Consider the following 19,926-nt stretch of genomic DNA (forward strand, 5'->3'; position numbering starts at 1 on the left):
TGTTGGAGCTGGCTTGCCTGCGATGGCGTCGGTGGGGTGGCCGTGAGTTCGCGGCGGCTGCATCGCGGGCAAGCCCGGCTCCTACAGGTTGCACTTTCTGTTGGAGCTGGCTTGCCTGCGATAGCCTCGGCACAGTGCCAGTGAGTTCGCGGCGTCTGTATCGCGGGCAAGCCCGGCTCCTACAGGTTGCACATTCTGTTGGAGCTGGCTTGCCTGCGATAACGCTTACTGCAACTCGAAGACGTCGGCGTCCAGGTTCGCCGGGAAACGCGTACGGTAGGCTGCCAGGTCGGCTGCGCTCAACACCACGGTAAATACACCATCCGCCTCTCCCGCGCTGAGCAGGCTCTCACCCTGGAAATCCAGCACCTGGCTGTCGCCCGTGTAGGCAAAGCCTTTGCCGTCTGTACCCACCCGGTTCACCGCGGCCACATAACAGAGGTTCTCGATACCGCGAGCCGGCAACAACCGGTTCCAGTGCTGACGCCGTGCTGCCGGCCAGTTGGCGGTATAGAGCAGCAGGTCGGTGTCCTGAGGGTCACGGCTCCAGACCGGGAAACGCAGGTCATAGCAAATCAGTGGGCGCACCCGCCAGCCGTTGATCTCGAACTGCACCTGGCGCTCGCCGGGCGTGTAGTGCTTGTGCTCGCCGGCCATACGGAACAGGTGACGCTTGTCATAGTGCAGGATTTCGCCGTCTGGGCGCGCCCAGAGCAGCCGATTACGATGGCTGCCGTCCGCGGCCTGGATGATCACACTGCCGGTGATCACCGCGTTGAGCTTCTTCGCCTGGCTTTTGAGCCATTTGTACGTCGGGCCATTCTCAGGCTCTGCTAGGCGTTCGGAGTCCATGGAAAACCCGGTCGTGAACATCTCCGGCAGCACAATCAAATCGCTGCCACGGGCCTGTTCCATCAGGGTTTCAAAATGTTCATAGTTGGCCAACCGGTCCTGCCACGCCAATGTGGTCTGGACCAGGGCAACGCTCAGGTTAGGCAGTGAGCTCAGATCGCGCATAGTTTCTCCGCTGCTTGGCGCAGCGTCTCCTCGCGTTTGGCAAAACACAGACGCACCAGGCGCTGTTCGGGAATAGGTTGCTGGTAGAACACCGATACCGGGATGGTCGCCACGCCGTGTTCACGGGTCAACCACACGGACATCTCGAGATCGTTAAGGTCGGGGCGGATCTGCGAATAGTCCACCAACTGGAAATAGGTGCCCGCAGCCCGGCTGAAGGTGAAGCGCGAGGGCGTCAGCAAGTCGCAGAACAGATCACGCTTGGCCTGGTAGAAGGCTGGCAATTCTTCGACATGCTCCGGGTGCGCAGCCATGAAGTCAGCCAGCGCCCATTGCAGCGGGGTCACGCCGCAGAAGTTCACGTACTGGTGAACCTTGCGCAATTCCGCGCTCAAGGCCGGCGGCGCAACCACATAACCGGTTTTCCAACCCGTAACGTGATACGTCTTGCCGAACGAGCTGACCACAAAAGCGCGCTGATACAGGGCCTCATGGGCCAGAACGCTGGCGTGGCTTACGCCATCGAACACCAGGTGTTCGTAGACTTCATCGCTGATCAGGTAGATATCGCGCTCGGCAATCAATGCCGCCAACTGGTCCAGCTCGGCACGGCTGATCAGCGCCCCACTCGGGTTGTGTGGCGAGTTCAGAATGATCATCCGCGTACGCGGGCTGAGCGCATCGCTGAATTTCTGCCAGTCGATGGAGAAATCGTTAGGGTTCAACTGCACATGCACGCAGCGACCACCGGCCAACGCCACCGACGGCTCATAGCTGTCGTAGCACGGGTCGAAAACGATCACTTCGTCACCCGCGCGAATCACCGCATGGATGGCACAGAAAATAGCTTCCGTCGCACCGGGAGTAATGGTCACTTCAGTGTCGGCATCAACCGTTACGCCATAACTGCGGGCGATCTTTGCTGCAACCTGCTCACGCAAGGCGGGCAAGCCGGTCATCGGCGAATACTGATTGTGCCCGGCAGCAATATGGCGGCCTACCGCATCGAGCAGTTCTTGCGGGCCATTGAAGTCGGGAAACCCTTGGGACAGGTTCAGGGCGCCGGTTTGCGCGGCGAGCTGGGACATGGTGGTAAAGATGGTCGTGCCGACGTTCGGCAACTTGCTGCTGATCATGTAACCCTCTTTCTACACAGAACATCCGGCTCGAGGCGGCACGGGAGGTAAGCCCCCGAGCATAGCGGATTGAACGGTCAGGAAAAAGGTTAGGTGATCCTAATCGCCGGCACAGCCGGCGATTAGGCCTGAAAGCTTACTTGCGCTTGTCTTTGCGCTTCTTCTCGGCTTTCTTGTGGTGCGACATCAAACGACGCTTCTTGTTGACCTGGCGGTCGGTCAGCGTGTTCTTGTTGCCTTCGTACGGGTTGTCGCTGCCCTTGTACTCGATGCGGATCGGCGTACCGACCAGCTTCAGTACCCGGCGATAGGTGTTTTCAAGGTAGCGCGAATACGACTTCGGCACCTTTTCGACCTGGTTGCCGTGGATCACGATTAGCGGCGGGTTGGCGCCACCAAGGTGGGCATAACGCAGTTTGATCCGGCGACCATTGACCATCGGCGGCTGGTGCTCGCTGACCGCGTCCTCGAGGATCTGGGTCAGGCGGCTGGTCGGCCAACGGGTCACCGCAGACTTGAACGAGGCCTGTACCGATTGATACAGGTTGCCCACGCCAGTGCCGTGCAGCGCCGAAATGAAGTGAATGTCGGCGAAGTCGACGAAGAACAGCCGGCGCTCCAGCTCGGTCTTCACGTAGTCGCGTTCGCTAGGCTGCATGCCGTCCCATTTGTTCAGGGCGATCACCAGCGCACGGCCCGCTTCCAGGGCGAAGCCCAACAGGTTCAGGTCATGGTCAACCACGCCTTCGCGGGCGTCCATGACGAAGATCACCACGTTGGCGTCCTTGATCGCCTGCAGGGTCTTCACCACCGAGAATTTTTCAACTTCCTCGTGGATCTTGCCGCGCTTGCGCACCCCGGCCGTGTCGATCAGGGTGTATTTCTCTTCATTACGCTCGAACGGAATGTAGATACTGTCGCGGGTGGTGCCGGGTTGGTCATAGACGATCACCCGCTCTTCGCCGAGCATACGGTTGACCAGCGTCGACTTGCCGACGTTTGGACGACCGATGATGGCGATCTTGATCCCGTCCTTCTCGCTCGGACCAGGAATGCGCACGGCCTCCTCGCCCTCGGCGACGTTAAGGTCGACTTCTTCCTCGTCCTTGTCGCGCGGGAACTCACCCAGCACGGTTTCCAGCAGGCCATTGATACCACGGCCCTGGGAACCGGCCACCGGCAAGGCATTGCCCATGCCCAGTGGCGAGAATTCGGCGATGGCCATCTGCGGATCGATGTTGTCGATCTTGTTCGCCACCAGGTACGAGCGCTTGTTGCGCTTGCGCAGGTGCTCGGAAATCATCTGGTCGGCGGCGGTCAGGCCCGCACGGGCATCCACCAGGAACAGGACTACATCGGCTTCTTCAATGGCCAGCAGCGACTGCTCGGCCATTTTTTCGTCCATGCCCTGCTCGTCACCGGAAATACCACCGGTGTCGACCAGAATGTAAGAACGCCCTTGCCAGCGCGCCTCACCATACTGGCGGTCGCGGGTCAGACCGGACAGGTCGCCGACGATGGCGTCGCGGGTCTTGGTCAGGCGGTTGAACATGGTGGATTTACCGACGTTCGGCCGGCCCACCAAGGCGATTACGGGAACCATGCGGCTCTCCACTGCGTAAATTCAAAAAATACAAAGGCCGCTGCACAGCAGCGGCCGGAGTTCGGACGGCACCAAAGTGCCGCAACCCGAGGCCCTTGCAGGCCTCAAGCATAGACTCAGCGAATGGTCAGCGCTTCCAGCTTGCCGCTGTTGCCATACACATAAATCGTGTCACCCACCACTAGCGGACGCGCGCGCAGGCCGTCACTGTCGATGCGCTCACGGCCAACGAAACGACCATCGACCTGGCTCAGCAAGTGCAGGTAACCCTCAAGGTCACCGACTGCCACATAGCTGGAGAACACCTCAGGGGCCGACAGCTGGCGACGTGCCAGCGAATCGTTGCTCCATAGTGCGGTGGACGAACGCTCATCGATACCTTCGACCGCGCCCGTTGCTTCGCTCACGTAGACGTTACCGAAACCTTGAGCGACACCTGCCGAACTGGAAGCATCACGCTGCCAGAGCACACGACCGCTTTCCAGTTCCAGGCCGGCAACACGACCCTGGTAGCTAGCAACGTAGATCACACCACCCGACAGCAGCAAACCACCATCGATGTCCACGACACGGTCCAGCTCGGAACGGCCTTGCGGGATGGCCACGCGCTGTTCCCAGACCGGTACACCGTTCTGGGTATCAAGGGCGATGACCTTGCCGGTCGACAGCCCGGCAACCGCCAGACGGTTGGTCACGATCGGCGCGCCTGTGCCACGCAGGGTCAGTACGGCCGGGGTGCTTTCATAGATCCAGCGGCGGTCACCCGTGCTGGCATCCAGACCGATCACGCGGTCGTCCTGAGTCTGAACGACAACCACGTCACCGTTGGTGGCAGGCGGTGCCAGCACTTCGCTGGTAACGCGCGAGCGCCACTTTTCTTCACCGGTGCTGGCATCCAGGGCAATGACGTCACCCTTGAGGGTACCGACCATGACCAGGCCATAGCCAACACCGACGGCGCCGGAAACCGGCAGTTCCAGCTTCTTCTTCCAGATCACGTCGCCGTTCAGACGATCAAGGCCCATGACCAGGCCGTTGACGTCCGCAGCATAGATACGGTCGTTCTCGATAGCCGGAACGAGCATATTGAAGGTTTCGCCCTGACCATCACCGATCGAACGACTCCATTGCTTTTTCAGCACCACTTCTTCGGTGAACGAAGTCAGCTCGGCCGGCGGCAGTTCCTTTTTACTGTTGCTGCTGCAACCCACGGCCAGAAGAGCCAAGGCCAGCACTGCGGCAGGTTTCCATGCGATCACGTCAGGCATCCCCTTTGGCCAGGTCGTCGAGCTTGAGTTGCAGGCCACCGATGGCGGCATCGTCAGAGAGCGCCGCCTTGGCCTTCTCATAAGCGCTATGGGCATCAGCACTGCGGCCCAGTTGCACCAGCAGGTCGCCCTTGAGCTCTTCACGGCTGGCAAGGAAGGCTTTGTCGGCATCACCATCAAGCAGTTTCAGGGCCTCGTCAGCCTTGTTCTGCGCAGCCAGCACGCGGGCCAGACGCTGGCGGGCGATCTCGCCCAGCGTGGCGTCGGCCGGCTTGTCCATAACGCTCTTCAGCTCAGCGGCTGCGTCATCCAGCTTGCCGCTTTCAACCGCAACCTTGGCCACGAACAGGCTGGCGTACTGCGCATAGGCAGAACCGCCGAACTCGCTCTTGAGCTTGCCGGACAGTTCGGCAACCTTGGCGGTATCAGGCTGACCGCTCGGCGTGAGGGTCGTTTCCAGCAAGGCCTGGTAGAGGTTGGAGGCGCCTTGCGACTGATTGCCCTGGTACTTTTGCCAGGCCTGCCAGCCGAATACCACCACCAGCGCCAGCAGGCCACCGGTTACCAGTGGCTTGCCGTTACGCTGCCACCAGTCCTTGAATGCCGCCAGCTGTTCATCATCGGTACTCGACACCCCAATACTCCTTTTCACCAAATCGGCTGTTGACCCGCTTCACGCCTGCGCGAGGGAAGCTTCCAGGTGCTCGGCCAGAGCATCCCAGGCAATGTTTTGTTGTTCGCCCTGACCACGCAGGGGTTTGAAACCTACCACTTGTTGCGCCAGTTCGTCGTCCCCCAGGATCAAGGCGAACAGCGCTGCGCTCTTGTCGGCCTTCTTGAACTGGCTCTTGAAGCTGCCACCACCGGCGTTCACCTGCAGACGCAGGCCCGGCAGACGATCACGCAGCTTCTCGCTCAGGGTCAGGCCAGCCAGCTCGGCCTGCTCGCCGAACGCACACAGGTAGACATCGACCTGACGGTTGATCGACTCGGGGATCTGCTCCAGGGTTTCCAGCAGCAGGATCAAGCGCTCGATACCCATGGCGAAACCAACGCCCGGGGTCGGCTTGCCGCCCATCTGCTCGACCAGACCATCGTAACGGCCACCCGCGCACACGGTACCCTGGGAACCGAGCTTGTCGGTGACCCACTCGAACACGGTTTTGCTGTAGTAGTCCAGGCCGCGTACCAGCTTGGTATTGATGACGTAAGGAATGCCAGCGGCATCCAGGCGCGCCTTCAGGCCTTCGAAGTGCACGCGAGACTCTTCGTCCAGGTATTCCTCAAGCTTCGGCGCACCGACCAGTACCGCCTGGGTGTTCGGGTCCTTGCTGTCGAGGATACGCAGCGGATTGCTTTTCAGGCGGCGCTGGCTGTCTTCGTCCAGTTCGCTCAGGCGTGCCGAGAGGAACTCGACCAGGGCATCGCGATAGCGCGCACGGGCTTCGCTGGTGCCCAGGCTGTTCAGCTCAAGCTTGACCGCGTCGCGAATGCCCAGCAGGCCCCACAGGCGCCAGGTCAGGACGATCAGCTCAGCGTCGATGTCCGGACCGTCGAGGTTGAAGACCTCGACACCGATCTGGTGGAACTGACGGTAGCGGCCTTTCTGCGGACGCTCGTGGCGGAACATCTGGCCGATGTACCACAGTTTCTGTACCTGGCCGCCGCCGCTGATGCCGTGCTCCAGCACCGCGCGAACGCAGGCGGCCGTGCCTTCAGGGCGCAGGGTCAGCGAGTCGCCGTTACGGTCGGCGAAGGTGTACATCTCTTTCTCGACGATGTCGGTCACTTCACCAATCGAGCGCTTGAACAGCTCGGTGAACTCGACAATCGGCGTACGAATCTGACGATAGCCGTAGGTGTCGAGCAGGCCGGCCACGGTGCTCTCGAAGTAGCGCCATAGCGGGGTCTGCTCGGGCAGAATGTCGTTCATGCCACGGATGGCTTGCAGCGATTTGCTCACGGGAAATCCTTAGCGATACGGTGTCAGCCGCGGGCGATCAGCGCCGCGTCGGCCTCGGCCTTCTCGGCCGCTTTCTGGCGGATAAGCTTTTCCAGCTCATCAACCAGGTTGTCATTGGTCAGTTTCTGCGACGGCTTGCCATCGATGTAGATCAGGTTCGGCGTACCACCGGTCAGCCCGACATGGGCTTCCTTGGCTTCACCGGGGCCATTGACCACACAGCCGATGACCGCAACGTCCAGCGGTACCAGCAAGTCTTCCAGGCGCCCTTCCAGCTCGTTCATGGTCTTGACCACATCGAAATTCTGCCGCGAGCAGCTCGGGCAGGCGATGAAGTTGATACCACGCGAACGCAGGTGCAGCGACTTGAGGATGTCGTAACCGACCTTCACTTCTTCGACCGGATCGGCCGCCAGCGAGATGCGGATAGTATCGCCAATCCCTTCGGCAAGCAGCATGCCCAGGCCAACCGCCGATTTTACCGTCCCCGAACGCAGGCCACCGGCTTCGGTGATACCCAGGTGCAACGGCTGGATGATCTGCTTGGCAAGCAAGCGGTAGGCTTCGACGGCCATGAACACATCGGACGCCTTCACGCTGACCTTGAAGTCCTGGAAGTCCAGGCGATCGAGGTGCTCGACATGGCGCAGGGCCGACTCAACCAGCGCAGCCGGGGTCGGTTCACCGTACTTTTTCTGCAGGTCCTTTTCCAGCGAACCGGCGTTGACGCCAATGCGGATCGGGATACCACGGTCACGTGCCGCATCGACCACCGCACGCACACGGTCTTCACGACCGATGTTGCCCGGGTTGATACGCAGGCAGTCGACACCCAGTTCGGCCACGCGCAAGGCAATGCGGTAGTCGAAGTGGATGTCTGCCACCAAGGGCACGCTGACCTGTTGCTTGATCTTGCCAAACGCTTCGGCAGCGTCCATGTCCGGTACCGAGACACGCACGATATCGACACCGGCATCGACCAGCCGGTTGATCTGCGCCACGGTGGCGGCGACATCGTTGGTATCGGTGTTGGTCATGCTCTGGACGGCAATGGGTGCATCGCCGCCGACAGGTACATTACCTACCCAGATTTTCCGGGATTCGCGCCGTTTGATCGGAGATTCGCCGTGCATGACTTATTGTCCCAACTTCAGGCGAGCGGTCTCGCCACTGGTGAACGGCGCAAGGTCGACTGGCTGACCGTTGTAGCTCAGTTGCACGCCCTTGGCGTAGCCGAAGCGCACCGCAAACGGTGGCTTGCCGCTGACGTCCAGGCTGTCGCCCTTGCGCTTGATGGCACTGAACAGCACCTTGCCGTTGCCGTCGATAACTGACGTCCAGCAATCGGCATTGAATTGAACATGCACCTTGCCACTGCCTGCAACCGCAGGCTCTGCGGCCGCGACGACAGCCGGGGCCACAATTGGGGCCGGAGCCGGCACGACGGGCTTGGCCGGCGCAACAGGTACCACAGGTACCACAGGTGCAGCCGGAGCGGCTGGCGCTGCCGGCACGACCGCTGCAGCAGCGGGTTTGGCAGGCGTCACAGCCACTGGCGCGGCTGGAGCCACGGCCGCTGCTGGTTCGCTCGCAGGTGCAGGGGCTTCCACGTCTGGCTGGGCCTGTTCAAGGCTCAAATCAGTGCTTTGCGGTTGTTGCGATGCATCGACGGCCTGATCTTCCGGCTCGTCCAGCGGATGGATTTGCGTCGTGCCGTCGGCGCTCTCGACCTCGACATGCTCCATGGCAATGGTCGCCAGGTCCTTGCCATGCCGACGGGTTTGATCCTGCCACCAGAAATAACCACCACCGACCACCGCCAGCAGCAGCACGAGGCTTACGCCACGCAAAATGTTATGCGACAACCGCACAGGCTCTTCAATACGGCCCAAGGCATGCACATCGCTGCCCTGGGCATGGGTGCCAGTGCACTGGTCAAAGGCCTGAACCAACGCTGCCTGATCCATGTCGAGCAACTTGGCGTAGGCACGGATATAACCACGGGCAAAGGTATGCCCAGGCAGCTTGTCGAAGGCGCCGGCTTCAAGATTGCTCAGGGAACTCACGGTCAAGTTGAGCTTGTGGGCCACTTCGGCCTGCGACCAGCCCCTGTTTTCACGGGCCTGACGCAAAATCTCACCGGGATTCTCGCGAGTCGCTGCTACTGCTTCGGGATGCGCCGCTTTCATCATTGCTCCGACAGGTATTGCTGATATTCCGGCGTACCGGGATAAAGTCGTTGTAATTGCAGGCCCAGCTCGGCGGCCTTGTTCGATTCTTCAAACACCGTTGCCAGGCGACTGCCCAGCAGCAGGCTGCGGGCATTGGGGTCGCTCAGTTGGCTGAAACGATCGTAGAAGTCTCGGGCCGGCACATAATGCCTGTCTTCGTAAGACAACTCAGCCATTTCCAACAACGCATGGGGTTGATGACGGTTGAGCCGTAAAGCCTTTTCCAGGTATTCCCGCGCCTGCTCGCGCTGATCGAGCTTCAAGGCGGTTAGCCCCAGGCTTTCGAACACCCGCGAACGTTCAGGATACAGGGTATCGGCAGCCGCGCGACGAAACATCTGCTCGGCATCGGTGTAGCGGCCTTGAGCATAAAGGAAGCTGCCGAAATTGTTGCGAATTCGGGTGTTGTCCGGGGCCTGCGCCAGCGCCTTGCGAAAGTGCTGCTCTGCCAGTGCCGCTTCACCTTCAGCCTGGAACACCAGGGCCAGGGCAGCATGCGCATCAGCATCGTCAGCATTGAGTTCAAGGGCCTTTTTCAACGGCCACTTGGCACGCTCGGTCAACCCCTGCTTCAAGTACCCCAGGCCCAACTGCACATACGCCTGAACCGCCTCGACCCGCGCCTTGCTGCTGACCGGCGTACCAGGCTCACCGGTCGACGCACAGCCTGCCAACAGAGCGACCAGCAGGATCGGCAGCGCAGCGCGTGGGGTCATGGAGATCCTCTCTTCAGTTCTGCACGGCCGTGTTCGGCGCATCACCATCAGCATTCAACTGACGAACGGCGATGTAACGCTCACTACGACGGGTGCGATCCATGACCTGACCGACCAACTGACCACATGCCGCGTCGATGTCTTCACCACGGGTGGTGCGTACCGTCACGTTGTAGCCGGCATGATGCAGGTGGTCCTGGAAACGGCGGATAGCGTTGTTGCTCGGCCGCTCGTAACCGGAATGCGGGAACGGGTTGAACGGAATCAGGTTGATCTTGCACGGAACGTTTTTCAGCAGCTCGGCCATTTCCACGGCATGTTCGAGCTTGTCGTTGACGTCCTTGAGCAGGGTGTACTCGATGGTCAGTACGCGCTTTTCGCCCAGCTCGGACATGTAGCGCATGCACGAGTCGAGCACCACGCTGAGCGGGTACTTCTTGTTGATCGGCACCAGTTCGTTGCGCAGCGCATCGTTCGGCGCGTGCAGCGAAAGTGCCAGGGAGACGTCGATGTGCTTGGCCAGCTCATCGATCATCGGTACCACGCCGGAGGTGGACAGGGTCACCCGGCGCTTGGAAATGCCATAGCCGAGGTCGTCCATCATCAAATGCATGGCCGCGACGACGTTGTCGAAGTTCAGCAGCGGCTCGCCCATGCCCATCATCACCACGTTGGTGATGGCACGGTCGATCTTGGCCGGTACAGTGCCGAACGACTTGTTGGCAATCCACACCTGGCCGATGACTTCGGCGGCGGTGAGGTTGCTGTTGAAACCTTGCTTGCCGGTGGAGCAGAAACTGCAGTCCAGGGCGCAACCGGCCTGGGACGAGACACACAGCGTGCCACGCTTGCCCTGGGGGATGTAGACGGTCTCGACGCAGCTGCCGGACGCCACGCGCACGACCCATTTGCGGGTACCGTCGCTGGAGATGTCCTCGCTGACCACTTCCGGACCGCGAACCTCGGCACAGGCCTTGAGCTTTTCGCGCAAGGCCTTGCCGACGTTGGTCATGGCGTCGAAATCATCAACGCCAAAGTGGTGAATCCACTTCATGACCTGACCGGCACGGAAGCGCTTCTCCCCGATTGAGTCGAAGAATTTTTCCATTTCCGGCTGGGTTAGACCCAACAGGTTGATTTTGCCAGTCGATGTCGTCATGGATTCACCCTCACTCGTCAGCCTTCGCTTAGCGAGTGGTTACTTCAGTAGCTGCGAAGAAGTAAGCGATTTCGCGAGCAGCAGCGGCTTCGGAGTCCGAACCGTGTACGGCGTTGGCGTCGATGGACTCAGCGAAGTCAGCGCGGATGGTACCGGCAGCAGCTTCTTTAGGGTTGGTAGCGCCCATCAGCTCACGGTTCAGAGCGATGGCGTTTTCGCCTTCCAGAACCTGGACAACAACTGGACCGGAGGTCATGAAGGCAACCAGGTCGCCGAAGAAGCCACGAGCGCTGTGCTCAGCGTAGAAGCCTTCAGCTTCGGCTTTGGACAGTTGCTTCATTTTCGAAGCGACGACGCGCAGGCCGGCTTTTTCGAAACGAGTGGTGATCTCGCCGATGACGTTCTTGGCAACTGCGTCAGGCTTGATGATCGAGAAAGTACGTTGAACAGCCATGGAAAACTCCAGAAACAGTAAGTGAAGCGAAAAATTAAACCCGCGAATTATACGCGGGTTCTTAGGGATTGCCTAACCTGCCGAGCGTACTCAGTCGGCTTCGTCGATCCAGGCGGCCTGGATCGCTTCCAGAACCTTCTCGCCGCCACGCTGTGGATCGTCGCTGAACTCCGGCAAAGCCAGAACCCACTGATGCAGATCGACGAAGTTCACATAACGAGGATCGACTTCCGGCTTGCTTTCGGCAAGCTGGATTGCAATTTCAAGTACATCAACCCATTTCAGACTCATGATGGCTCCTTGAATCAGTGCGGCGCTTCGGCGGCCAGGTTGATCGTGTACTTCGGAATCTCGATGGTCAGGTCTTCCTCACCCACGAATACCTGACAGGCCAGACGCGACTGGCGCTCCAGGCCCCAGGCCTTATCGAGCATGTCTTCTTCGAGCTCGTCAGCTTCCTCGAGCGAATCGAAACCTTCACGCACGATGCAATGGCAAGTGGTGCAGGCGCACACGCCGCCACATGCGCTTTCCATCTCGATATGGTGCTCGTGGGCCAACTCCAGGATATTAGTACCCGGCTCCACCTCCACCACAAGACCGTCCGGACAGAACTTCTCGTGGGGCAGAAAAATCACCTGCGGCATCAGTTATTCCTCGATCTCATTCAGGTTGCGCCCGGCCAACGCGGCTTTTACCGTCGAATCAAGGCGGCGGGCTGCAAAAGCATCGGTCACCTGCGACAGACGCTTGGTCTGCTGCTCGATGGCCGCGCCATCGGTGCCGTTCATCAATTCACGCAACTCGTGCATCTGATGCTCGATCGCCAGACGCTCTTCGGCGCTGAGCAAACGGTCACCATCGACATCCAGGGCGCCTTGCACCGCCTCGATCAGGCGCTGAGCATCGACCTGGTGCTCGCGCAACTGACGGGCGGTCTTGTCGAAGCCGGCGTGCTCGAAGGAGTCCTTGAGCATGCGGGCGATCTCACCGTCGGTCAGACCGTAGGACGGCTTGACCTGAATGCTGGCCTCGACACCCGAACCCAGTTCACGGGCCGCCACGCTGAGCAGGCCATCGGCGTCGACCTGGAAGGTCACACGGATTTTTGCGGCACCGGCAACCATCGCCGGGATGCCACGCAGCTCGAAACGCGCCAGGGAACGGCAGTCGCTGATCAGCTCACGCTCGCCCTGCAGCACATGAATCATCATGGCTGTCTGGCCGTCTTTGTAGGTGGTGAACTCCTGAGCGCGTGCCACCGGGATCGTGGTGTTGCGCGGAATCACCTTTTCCATAAGGCCGCCCATGGTCTCAAGGCCCAAGGACAGCGGGATCACGTCAAGCAGCAGCAACTCGCCACCGTCGCGACGATTACCAGCCAGGGTATCCGCCTGAATGGCAGCGCCAATGGCCACGACCTGATCCGGGTCGATTTCGGTCAGTGGCGTACGCCCAAACAGTGCGCCAACCGCCTCGCGCACACGCGGCACGCGGGTCGAGCCGCCGACCATTACCACGGCCCCGACTTCGTCCAGCTCAATGCCACTGTCGCGCACCGCACGACGGCAAGCCTTGAGGCTGCGTGCGACCATCGGCTCAATCAGCGCATCAAACGCTTCGCGGGTCAGCTCAGCCTGCCATTGACCGTAAGCCACCGGCACGCTATCGGCCGTGGTCAGGGCTTCCTTGGCGGCACACGCCGTTTGCAGCAGTTGGCGCTGCGCGCCCGGATCGAGGTCAGCCGACAGGCCGGCCTGCTCAACGATCCAGCTGGCAATGGCGTGATCGAAATCGTCGCCGCCCAGGGCACTGTCGCCGCCGGTAGCCAGCACTTCAAACACGCCGCCGGTCAGGCGCAGGATGGAAATATCGAAGGTACCGCCACCCAGGTCATAGATGGCCACCAGGCCTTCGGCATTCTGGTCCAGGCCATAGGCCACCGCGGCCGCGGTTGGCTCGTTGAGCAGGCGCAATACATTGAGGCCCGCCAGCTTGGCGGCGTCCTTGGTGGCCTGGCGCTGAGCGTCGTCGAAATACGCTGGCACGGTGATCACCGCACCCACCAGTTCACCCCCGAGGGTGTCTTCAGCACGCTGGCGCAGCACCCGCAGGATCTCGGCCGAAACCTCTACAGGGCTTTTCGCACCCTGCACGGTATCGATGAACGGCATGTGCGATTCACCGCCGACAAAGCGGTAAGGCAGTTGATCACCCAACTGTTTGACATCCGCCAGGCCACGCCCCATCAGGCGCTTGACCGACAATACGGTATTGAGCGGGTCGCTGGAGGCAGCCGCCTTGGCTGAATGCCCGACCTCGACGCGGTCAGCGTGGTAACGCACCGCAGACGGCAGGATAACCCGACCTTCGGAGTCGGCCAGTGGTTCGGAAAGACCGCTGCGCAGCGCAGCGACCAGCGAATTGGTGGTGCCAAGGTCGATGCCCACCGCCAGACGACGCTGGTGGGGCTGAGGGCTCTGACCGGGTTCAGCGATCTGCAGTAGGGCCATGCTTATTCGGGTACCAGAGGGGCCGCCAGGGCGGCACCGGGTTAATCGTCGAGGCGCTCTTCCAACTGGCGCACTTCGTAGGCGAGCTTGTCGAGGAACTGCATGCGGCGCATCAGGCGCTCGGCCTGCTCACGCTGCGCAGCCACATCCCAGCAAGCGGCGAAGTCCTCATTGAGGGCCTCCTGAGCAACTTTCAAGCGGTGCTTGAAGGCTGCAACGCCCTCGAGGTCGGCACTGTCCTGCAGGTCTTCGAGCTCCTCGCGCCACTGCATCTGCTGCAGCAGGAACTGAGGGTCGTGGACGGTGACTTCCTGCGGCACTTCATGGCCGCCGATCGCCAGCAGGTAACGGGCACGTCGCGGCGCGCTCTTGAGCGTCTGGTAGGCTTCATTGAGGCCAGCCGAACGCTCCAGCGCCAAGCGCTGCTCGCGCTCGGAAGCATCGGCGAAGCGGTCCGGATGGACCTCGCGGGCCAGCTCGCGATAACGCGCGGCCAACTTGTCGAGGTCCAGGCGGAAGCCTGGTTGCAGGTCAAACAGGGCGAAATGACAAGGAGTACCCACAATCTGCCTCAAACGTTGAAGCTTTCGCCGCAGCCACACTCACCGCGCACGTTGGGGTTGTTGAACTTGAAGCCTTCGTTCAACCCTTCCTTGACGAAATCGAGCTCGGTACCGTCAAGGTAAACCAGGCTTTTCGGGTCGATGATCACCTTCACGCCATGGCTTTCGAAGACCTGGTCCTCACTGCCCTGCTCGTCGACGAACTCCAGCACGTAGGCCAGACCGGAGCAGCCGGTGGTACGTACGCCCAGGCGAATGCCTTCACCCTTGCCACGTCCTTCGAGGGAGCGCCGCACATGGTTGGCGGCGGCTTCTGTCATGCTGATAGCCATCGGAACTCCTTAACCTGCAACAAGCGACTTAGAGCAAGCCTTTCTTCTGCTTGTAATCACGAACGGCCGCCTTGATGGCGTCTTCGGCGAGTACCGAGCAGTGGATTTTAACCGGCGGCAGCGCCAGTTCTTCAGCCAGCTGAGTGTTCTTGATGGTTTCAGCCTCGTCCAGCGTCTTGCCCTTCATCCACTCAGTGGCCAGGGAGCTGGAAGCGATAGCCGAACCGCAGCCATAGGTCTTGAACTTGGCGTCTTCGATAACACCCTGCTCGTTGACCTTGATCTGCAGGCGCATGACGTCGCCGCACGCAGGTGCGCCAACCATGCCGGTACCGACATCCGGGTCCTCGGCATTCATCTTGCCGACGTTACGCGGGTTTTCGTAATGGTCGATGACCTTTTCACTGTATGCCATGGTGCAATTCCTTCCTCATCAGAGAGCCGCTCTTGCTGGCGACTACTTAGTGCGCAGCCCACTCGATCTTGGAGATGTCGACGCCGTCTTTGTACATGTCCCACAGCGGCGACAATTCGCGCAGCTTGGTAACTGCCTCGCACACTTTCTGCGCGGCGTAGTCGATTTCTTCTTCAGTGCTGAAGCGACCGAAGGTGAAACGGATAGAACTGTGTGCCAGCTCGTCGTTGCGGCCTAGGGCGCGCAGCACGTAGGACGGCTCCAGCGAGGCCGAGGTGCAGGCCGAACCGGACGAAACGGCCAGGTCCTTGAGCGCCATGATCAGCGACTCGCCTTCGACGTAGTTGAAGCTCAGGTTCAGGTTGTGCGGTACGCGGGCGGTCATGCTGCCGTTGACGTACAGTTCTTCCAGGCCTTCGACCTGCTTGAAGAAGCGCTCGCTCAGGGCCTTGATACGCTGGTTTTCGCTGGCCATTTCCTGCTTGGCGATGGCAAAGGCTTCACCCATGCCGACGATCTGGTGGGTGGCCAGGGTGCCGGAGCGCATGCCACGCTCGTGACCGCCACCATGCATGGTGGCTTCCAGGCGCACGCGAGGCTTGCGGCTGACGTACAGCGCGCCGATACCTTTAGGGCCGTAGGTCTTGTGGGCCGAGAAGGACATCAGGTCGACCTTCAGCTTCTGCAGGTCGATTTCGACCTTGCCAGTGGACTGGGCCGCGTCGACATGGAACAGCACGCCACGGGAGCGGGTCAGCTCACCGATGGCGGCGATGTCGTTGATGGTGCCGATTTCGTTGTTCACGTGCATGACCGAAACCAGGATGGTGTCGTCACGCAGTGCCGCTTCAACCATGGCCGGGGTAATCAGGCCGTCTTCACCGGGCTCGATGTAGGTGACTTCAAAACCTTCACGCTCCAGTTGGCGCATGGTGTCCAGGACCGCCTTGTGCTCGATCTTGGAGGTGATGAGGTGCTTGCCCTTGGTCGAATAGAAGTGCGCGACACCCTTGATTGCCAGGTTGTCGGACTCGGTGGCACCGCTGGTCCAGACAATTTCCCGCGGATCGGCATTGACCAGGTCAGCAACCTGGCGACGAGCATTTTCGACCGACTCTTCGGCTTTCCAGCCAAAAACATGGGAGCGCGAGGCCGGGTTACCGAAGTTTCCGTCGACCAGCAGGCACTCGCTCATTTTCTGCGCGACGCGTGGGTCGACCGGCGTGGTCGCGGAGTAATCGAGGTAGATCGGCAACTTCATTGAATATCTCCTATCAGGCGGTCGCGTCGCGCGTCGAAACGGTCATTCGACGGCGGACGTCTCAATCTTGTCCAGCTGCGGTGCCCGGCCTGCGATTCGACGCAAGTCCTGACGCTGGGCGACCTCTTGTACGTCACTGCGAGTGACAAGGTCAGCCAGGCTGATACCGCTGAGGAATTCGTGAATCTGCTGGCTGAGATCGCACCACAGGTGGTGAGTCAGGCAGGTATCGCCGGCGTGGCAATCACCCAGGCCCTGGCAGCGCGTAGCATCGACCGATTCATTGACCGCATCGATAACTTGCGCGACTTGAATGCTCCCCATGTCTCGCGACAGCTGATAGCCACCGCCCGGACCGCGCACACTGGAAACCAGACTGCTACGACGCAGCTTGGCAAACAGCTGCTCCAGATAAGAGAGGGAAATGCCTTGGCGCTCGGAAATGTCGGCCAGGGACACCGGCCCATGCTGCGCGTGCAATGCCAGGTCGAGCATGGCGGTCACGGCGTATCGGCCTTTTGTAGTCAGTCGCATGGCTAGTAGGTACCACGGAGTTACGGGATGTGAGCGAGTATGCTATTCCCGAGCATTTAAGTCAACTATAAGACCTAGTGCTTTAGTCGGGATTGAGCCTGGACGGCGGCGGAATAATAGCAAAGTCGGGGCGTGAGCACACGCCCCTTCTGTCAATGCGTCGCGGCGTCGCTACGCGGCTCGGCCTTGACCTCGGCAAAGTCCTCGTCGCGCAAGGCAGGCAGCTCCTTGGCACAGTAGTCACTGCCCAGGTTTTTCAAGGCACCGCACATGTCCTCCAGGCGCCCATCCACCGCATGCAGGTGATCAAGCAACTGACCAATGGCGCGCGCGACCGGGTCTGGCATGTCTTCGCTGACGCCGTAGGCATCAAACATGGCCTTGCGCTTGGCTTCCTGCTCGGCATCGGTCTTGACGATGATGCGCCCCGGAATACCTACCGCCGTGGCACCGGCCGGCACGGCCTTGGTCACCACGGCGTTGGAGCCGATCTTGGCCCCGGCACCGACCGTGAACGGGCCGAGCACCTTGGCACCAGCACCCACGACCACGCCATCTTTCAGCGTGGGGTGGCGCTTACCCTTGTTCCAGCTGGTACCGCCAAGCGTCACGCCCTGGTACAGGGTGACATCGTTGCCGATCTCGGCCGTCTCGCCAATCACGATACCCATACCGTGATCGATGAAGAAACGCCGCCCCACCTTGGCACCCGGGTGAATTTCGATGCCGGTCAGCCAACGGCCGAAGTTCGACACCAACCGCGCCAGCCACTTCCACTCCCGCACCCACAGGGCATGCGCTGCACGGTGCAGCCAGATTGCGTGCATACCCGGGTAGCAGGTCAGCACCTCAAAGGCATTGCGCGCCGCCGGATCACGGTGGAAAACGCTCTGGATATCTTCACGCAGACGCTCGAACATCTATTGATCCTTCCGCTTATGCGGCTCGCCACGGGCCATTTTCTGGGTTTCCGTGAGGATGCCGCGCAAAATACTCATTTCCGAACGATTCACCGAACTACGCCCATACAGTCGACGCAAGCGCGACATCAGGTGCTTGGGCTTCTCCGGGTCGAGAAAACCGATCTCGACCAGGGTCTTTTCCAAATGCTCGTAGAACAGCTCCATCTCATCCATGGTCGCCAGCTCGCCACTGCGTACCGACGCCACTTCGACTTTCTCGACTTTCGACGGCCGCCCCTCGATGGCCAGCCATGCCATGCGCACCTCATAGGCGAGCACCTGCACGGCGGCCCCAAGGTTCAGCGAACTGAAGTCGGGGTTGGACGGGATATGCACGTGATAATGACATCGCTGCAGCTCGTCGTTGGTCAGGCCGGAGTGCTCACGCCCGAACACCAGGGCGACTTCAGCGCCCTGCCCGGCATCCTCGACCACCTTCGCGCCACACTCGCGCGGGTCGAGCATCGGCCAGGGGATGCGCCGATCACGGGCACTGGTACCGATCACCAACGTACAACCGACCAGCGCCTCTTCAAGCGTGGCCACCACCTGGGCACCCGCCAGCACGTCATCGGCACCCGATGCACGAGCACTGGCTTCGTGGGAGGGGAAATGGAGCGGATCGACCAGTACCAGACGCGACAAGCCCATGTTCTTCATGGCACGCGCAGCCCCACCGATATTGCCGGGGTGGCTGGTATTGACCAGGACAACACGAATATTTTGCAGCACGGCAAGGGCTCACAGACACGGTAAAGGGGGAGCAAATCTTACAGAACCGACCGACGTTACGCTACGAAAGCAAATGTCACCCTTCTTCACAGAAAGTTTTCTGATAGAATGTTCGGCTTTCTTTAACGACCCAGGTGAAACGTCCATGCAGCCCATGCTGAATATCGCGCTGCGCGCCGCCCGCAGCGCCAGTGAACTGATTTTCCGCTCCATCGAGCGCCTGGATACCATCAAGGTTGATGAGAAGGACGCCAAGGACTACGTGTCCGAGGTCGACCGCGCCGCCGAGCAAACCATCATCGCGGCCCTGCGCAAGGCTTACCCTACCCACGCCATCTACGGCGAAGAAACCGGCCTGCACGCCGGCAGCGGCGAAGGTGAAGACTACCTGTGGATCATTGACCCACTGGACGGCACCACCAACTTCCTGCGTGGCGTACCACACTTCGCTGTCAGCATCGCCTGCAAGTACCGCGGCCGCCTGGAACACGCCGTAGTTCTGGACCCTGTCCGCCAGGAAGAATTCACCGCCAGCCGTGGCCGTGGCGCCCAACTGAACGGTCGTCGCCTGCGCGTCAGCTCCCGCACCAGCCTGGAAGGCGCACTGCTGGGCACCGGCTTCCCATTCCGTGACAACCAGATGGACAACCTGGACAACTACCTGGGCATGTTCCGCTCCCTGGTTGGCCAGACCGCAGGCATCCGCCGCGCTGGCGCCGCCAGCCTCGACCTGGCCTATGTGGCCGCCGGTCGCTTTGATGCGTTCTGGGAGTCGGGCCTGTCTGAATGGGACATGGCTGCAGGCACCCTGCTGATTCAAGAAGCGGGCGGCCTGGTGAGCGACTTCACCGGCGGTCACGACTTCCTGGAAAAAGGCCATATCGTTGCCGGCAACATCAAGTGCTTCAAGGCGGTACTGACGGCCATCCAGCCGCACCTGCCGGCCTCGCTGAAACGCTGAGTTCCAGCCAAGCAACAAGGCTAACGACAAAGCCCCTGACCGAAAGGCCAGGGGCTTTTTGTTGTGCGCCAGGCATGGCGCGTTGCGCGTTAGCGCAACCCGTTTG

General features: G+C 60.8%; 22 protein-coding genes. 1 reads left to right on the plus strand and 21 read right to left on the minus strand.

Annotated elements, in window-relative coordinates; genetic code table 11:
- Positions 1 to 225: 225 nt before the first annotated feature.
- From CYD26_RS23680 to trmJ, 21 genes are all read right to left on the minus strand, one after another.
- Positions 226 to 1,017, minus strand: coding sequence for an amidohydrolase (locus CYD26_RS23680; protein ID WP_065761960.1), 792 nt, complete (start codon positions 1,015 to 1,017; stop codon positions 226 to 228).
- Entirely contained in the window at positions 1,005 to 2,153 is a 1,149-nt protein-coding gene (locus tag CYD26_RS23685; protein WP_099773613.1) for a pyridoxal phosphate-dependent aminotransferase, read from the minus strand. The genes CYD26_RS23680 and CYD26_RS23685 overlap by 13 nt, the downstream gene beginning before the upstream one ends.
- A 136-nt stretch (positions 2,154 to 2,289) precedes the next feature.
- Positions 2,290 to 3,756, minus strand: a complete 1,467-nt coding sequence (gene der, locus CYD26_RS23690) for a ribosome biogenesis GTPase Der (RefSeq protein ID WP_099773612.1) — start codon at positions 3,754 to 3,756, stop codon at positions 2,290 to 2,292.
- Between the two features lie 116 nt (positions 3,757 to 3,872).
- A complete protein-coding gene (bamB, locus tag CYD26_RS23695) occupies positions 3,873 to 5,024 on the minus strand; it encodes an outer membrane protein assembly factor BamB (RefSeq protein WP_218197067.1) in 1,152 nt (383 codons plus the stop codon).
- The gene (locus tag CYD26_RS23700; protein WP_065761364.1) at positions 5,017 to 5,658 is read right to left on the minus strand and encodes a YfgM family protein; all 642 of its coding nucleotides are present in this window, start codon (positions 5,656 to 5,658) and stop codon (positions 5,017 to 5,019) included. The genes bamB and CYD26_RS23700 overlap by 8 nt, the downstream gene beginning before the upstream one ends.
- A 39-nt stretch (positions 5,659 to 5,697) precedes the next feature.
- The gene (gene hisS, locus CYD26_RS23705; RefSeq protein ID WP_065761363.1) at positions 5,698 to 6,987 is read right to left on the minus strand and encodes a histidine--tRNA ligase; all 1,290 of its coding nucleotides are present in this window, start codon (positions 6,985 to 6,987) and stop codon (positions 5,698 to 5,700) included.
- Between the two features lie 23 nt (positions 6,988 to 7,010).
- The gene (gene ispG / locus CYD26_RS23710; protein ID WP_065761362.1) at positions 7,011 to 8,120 is read right to left on the minus strand and encodes a flavodoxin-dependent (E)-4-hydroxy-3-methylbut-2-enyl-diphosphate synthase; all 1,110 of its coding nucleotides are present in this window, start codon (positions 8,118 to 8,120) and stop codon (positions 7,011 to 7,013) included.
- Positions 8,121 to 8,123: 3 nt separating this feature from the next.
- Positions 8,124 to 9,176, minus strand: a complete 1,053-nt coding sequence (locus CYD26_RS23715) for a RodZ domain-containing protein (RefSeq protein ID WP_065761361.1) — start codon at positions 9,174 to 9,176, stop codon at positions 8,124 to 8,126.
- Positions 9,176 to 9,934 (minus strand): type IV pilus biogenesis/stability protein PilW, encoded by a 759-nt coding sequence (pilW, locus tag CYD26_RS23720; protein ID WP_099773610.1) that lies wholly within the window; start codon positions 9,932 to 9,934, stop codon positions 9,176 to 9,178. The genes CYD26_RS23715 and pilW overlap by 1 nt, the downstream gene beginning before the upstream one ends.
- Positions 9,935 to 9,947: 13 nt before the next feature.
- On the minus strand, positions 9,948 to 11,093 hold the full coding sequence (rlmN, locus tag CYD26_RS23725; protein ID WP_065761359.1) for a 23S rRNA (adenine(2503)-C(2))-methyltransferase RlmN: 1,146 nt from the start codon (positions 11,091 to 11,093) through the stop codon (positions 9,948 to 9,950).
- Between the two features lie 28 nt (positions 11,094 to 11,121).
- Complete coding sequence (ndk, locus tag CYD26_RS23730; RefSeq protein WP_065761358.1) at positions 11,122 to 11,547, minus strand: nucleoside-diphosphate kinase; 426 nt, start codon at positions 11,545 to 11,547, stop codon at positions 11,122 to 11,124.
- Positions 11,548 to 11,637: 90 nt separating this feature from the next.
- A complete protein-coding gene (gene iscX, locus CYD26_RS23735) occupies positions 11,638 to 11,838 on the minus strand; it encodes a Fe-S cluster assembly protein IscX (protein ID WP_065761357.1) in 201 nt (66 codons plus the stop codon).
- Between the two features lie 14 nt (positions 11,839 to 11,852).
- On the minus strand, positions 11,853 to 12,194 hold the full coding sequence (gene fdx, locus CYD26_RS23740) for an ISC system 2Fe-2S type ferredoxin (RefSeq protein ID WP_065761356.1): 342 nt from the start codon (positions 12,192 to 12,194) through the stop codon (positions 11,853 to 11,855).
- 3 nt (positions 12,195 to 12,197) lie between these two features.
- The gene (gene hscA / locus CYD26_RS23745) at positions 12,198 to 14,060 is read right to left on the minus strand and encodes a Fe-S protein assembly chaperone HscA (RefSeq protein WP_065761355.1); all 1,863 of its coding nucleotides are present in this window, start codon (positions 14,058 to 14,060) and stop codon (positions 12,198 to 12,200) included.
- A 41-nt stretch (positions 14,061 to 14,101) separates the two neighbouring features.
- Complete coding sequence (gene hscB / locus CYD26_RS23750; protein WP_065761354.1) at positions 14,102 to 14,623, minus strand: co-chaperone HscB; 522 nt, start codon at positions 14,621 to 14,623, stop codon at positions 14,102 to 14,104.
- 8 nt (positions 14,624 to 14,631) lie between these two features.
- On the minus strand, positions 14,632 to 14,955 hold the full coding sequence (gene iscA / locus CYD26_RS23755) for an iron-sulfur cluster assembly protein IscA (protein WP_065761353.1): 324 nt from the start codon (positions 14,953 to 14,955) through the stop codon (positions 14,632 to 14,634).
- 28 nt (positions 14,956 to 14,983) lie between these two features.
- Positions 14,984 to 15,370 (minus strand): Fe-S cluster assembly scaffold IscU, encoded by a 387-nt coding sequence (gene iscU, locus CYD26_RS23760; protein WP_002552476.1) that lies wholly within the window; start codon positions 15,368 to 15,370, stop codon positions 14,984 to 14,986.
- A 46-nt stretch (positions 15,371 to 15,416) separates the two neighbouring features.
- Complete coding sequence (locus tag CYD26_RS23765) at positions 15,417 to 16,631, minus strand: IscS subfamily cysteine desulfurase (RefSeq protein ID WP_065761352.1); 1,215 nt, start codon at positions 16,629 to 16,631, stop codon at positions 15,417 to 15,419.
- 42 nt (positions 16,632 to 16,673) lie between these two features.
- A complete protein-coding gene (gene iscR / locus CYD26_RS23770; RefSeq protein ID WP_065761351.1) occupies positions 16,674 to 17,165 on the minus strand; it encodes a Fe-S cluster assembly transcriptional regulator IscR in 492 nt (163 codons plus the stop codon).
- A 152-nt stretch (positions 17,166 to 17,317) separates the two neighbouring features.
- The gene (cysE, locus tag CYD26_RS23775; RefSeq protein WP_102053818.1) at positions 17,318 to 18,085 is read right to left on the minus strand and encodes a serine O-acetyltransferase; all 768 of its coding nucleotides are present in this window, start codon (positions 18,083 to 18,085) and stop codon (positions 17,318 to 17,320) included.
- Complete coding sequence (trmJ, locus tag CYD26_RS23780) at positions 18,086 to 18,859, minus strand: tRNA (cytosine(32)/uridine(32)-2'-O)-methyltransferase TrmJ (protein WP_065761349.1); 774 nt, start codon at positions 18,857 to 18,859, stop codon at positions 18,086 to 18,088. It lies immediately after the preceding gene.
- 145 nt (positions 18,860 to 19,004) lie between these two features.
- On the opposite strand from trmJ, the gene suhB reads away from it, so the two are divergent.
- Positions 19,005 to 19,820 carry an inositol-phosphate phosphatase gene (gene suhB / locus CYD26_RS23785; protein WP_065761348.1) on the plus strand — a complete coding sequence of 272 codons (816 nt, stop codon included), beginning with the start codon at positions 19,005 to 19,007 and terminating at the stop codon, positions 19,818 to 19,820.
- Positions 19,821 to 19,926 lie beyond the last annotated feature (106 nt).

The organism is Pseudomonas sp. FFUP_PS_473, from assembly GCF_002858665.1.
Lineage (GTDB): Bacteria > Pseudomonadota > Gammaproteobacteria > Pseudomonadales > Pseudomonadaceae > Aquipseudomonas > Aquipseudomonas defluvii.

Coding starts and splice junctions, on each gene's coding strand:
- ndk (WP_065761358.1), bottom strand. CDS start 11,547: ATGGCTGTTCAACGTACTTTCTCGATCATCAAGCCTGACGCAGTTGCC.
- ispG (WP_065761362.1), bottom strand. CDS start 8,120: ATGCACGGCGAATCTCCGATCAAACGGCGCGAATCCCGGAAAATCTGG.
- der (WP_099773612.1), bottom strand. CDS start 3,756: ATGGTTCCCGTAATCGCCTTGGTGGGCCGGCCGAACGTCGGTAAATCC.
- CYD26_RS23680 (WP_065761960.1), bottom strand. CDS start 1,017: ATGCGCGATCTGAGCTCACTGCCTAACCTGAGCGTTGCCCTGGTCCAG.
- CYD26_RS23765 (WP_065761352.1), bottom strand. CDS start 16,631: ATGAAGTTGCCGATCTACCTCGATTACTCCGCGACCACGCCGGTCGAC.
- iscX (WP_065761357.1), bottom strand. CDS start 11,838: ATGAGTCTGAAATGGGTTGATGTACTTGAAATTGCAATCCAGCTTGCC.
- CYD26_RS23685 (WP_099773613.1), bottom strand. CDS start 2,153: ATGATCAGCAGCAAGTTGCCGAACGTCGGCACGACCATCTTTACCACC.
- suhB (WP_065761348.1), top strand. CDS start 19,005: ATGCAGCCCATGCTGAATATCGCGCTGCGCGCCGCCCGCAGCGCCAGT.
- bamB (WP_218197067.1), bottom strand. CDS start 5,024: ATGCCTGACGTGATCGCATGGAAACCTGCCGCAGTGCTGGCCTTGGCT.
- cysE (WP_102053818.1), bottom strand. CDS start 18,085: ATGTTCGAGCGTCTGCGTGAAGATATCCAGAGCGTTTTCCACCGTGAT.
- pilW (WP_099773610.1), bottom strand. CDS start 9,934: ATGACCCCACGCGCTGCGCTGCCGATCCTGCTGGTCGCTCTGTTGGCA.
- iscR (WP_065761351.1), bottom strand. CDS start 17,165: ATGCGACTGACTACAAAAGGCCGATACGCCGTGACCGCCATGCTCGAC.
- fdx (WP_065761356.1), bottom strand. CDS start 12,194: ATGCCGCAGGTGATTTTTCTGCCCCACGAGAAGTTCTGTCCGGACGGT.
- iscA (WP_065761353.1), bottom strand. CDS start 14,955: ATGGCTATCAGCATGACAGAAGCCGCCGCCAACCATGTGCGGCGCTCC.
- CYD26_RS23715 (WP_065761361.1), bottom strand. CDS start 9,176: ATGAAAGCGGCGCATCCCGAAGCAGTAGCAGCGACTCGCGAGAATCCC.
- hscA (WP_065761355.1), bottom strand. CDS start 14,060: ATGGCCCTACTGCAGATCGCTGAACCCGGTCAGAGCCCTCAGCCCCAC.
- rlmN (WP_065761359.1), bottom strand. CDS start 11,093: ATGACGACATCGACTGGCAAAATCAACCTGTTGGGTCTAACCCAGCCG.
- iscU (WP_002552476.1), bottom strand. CDS start 15,370: ATGGCATACAGTGAAAAGGTCATCGACCATTACGAAAACCCGCGTAAC.